The following is a 471-nucleotide window of genomic DNA, read 5'->3' on the forward strand; positions in this document are numbered from 1 at the left end:
GGCTTACATTGATGCCATCGCATCGCGTTATTTAAAAAGTGCTCGCTATTCTTTTAATAAGAGAGTGCGAACCGCCATTTTCTCTTATATGGACTGTTTACTCAGCGAAAGGAGAATGCCAATGCAAAATAAAAAAACAATTCACGTTGCCGTTGTTGACAGCTGCGAATTCACGATGATTGGCCTGCAATCGCTTGGAAAGCGTGAGCCTGATGAAAAACACGACGTTATTTTCCATGGATTTACCCATATCGAAGAACTTGCTATGAGTGAACAACTCTTTGATATCATCATTTATGATCCGTTGAATACGCGTCATTTCCGGGTGACGACGAATGACGACATTCTCTGTATTAAACAGAAACAAGTGACGGCGAAGATCTATATCTATTCGTTATCCGCCGGCTATTTGAAATTCAAACATGTTGATGGAGTCATCAGCAAAAGAGTCTCCCTGGGGGATATCAAAGC

Annotated in this window: 1 pseudogene; it reads left to right on the forward strand. The window is 41.4% G+C overall.

The features are described from left to right. Positions 1-121 precede the first annotated feature (121 nt). Positions 122-471 (forward strand): annotated as a pseudogene (locus tag RTW80_RS27215) (DNA-binding response regulator); the annotation flags it as partial.

Source organism: Escherichia sp. AM3 (genome assembly GCF_032029835.1).
Lineage (GTDB): Bacteria > Pseudomonadota > Gammaproteobacteria > Enterobacterales > Enterobacteriaceae > Escherichia > Escherichia coli.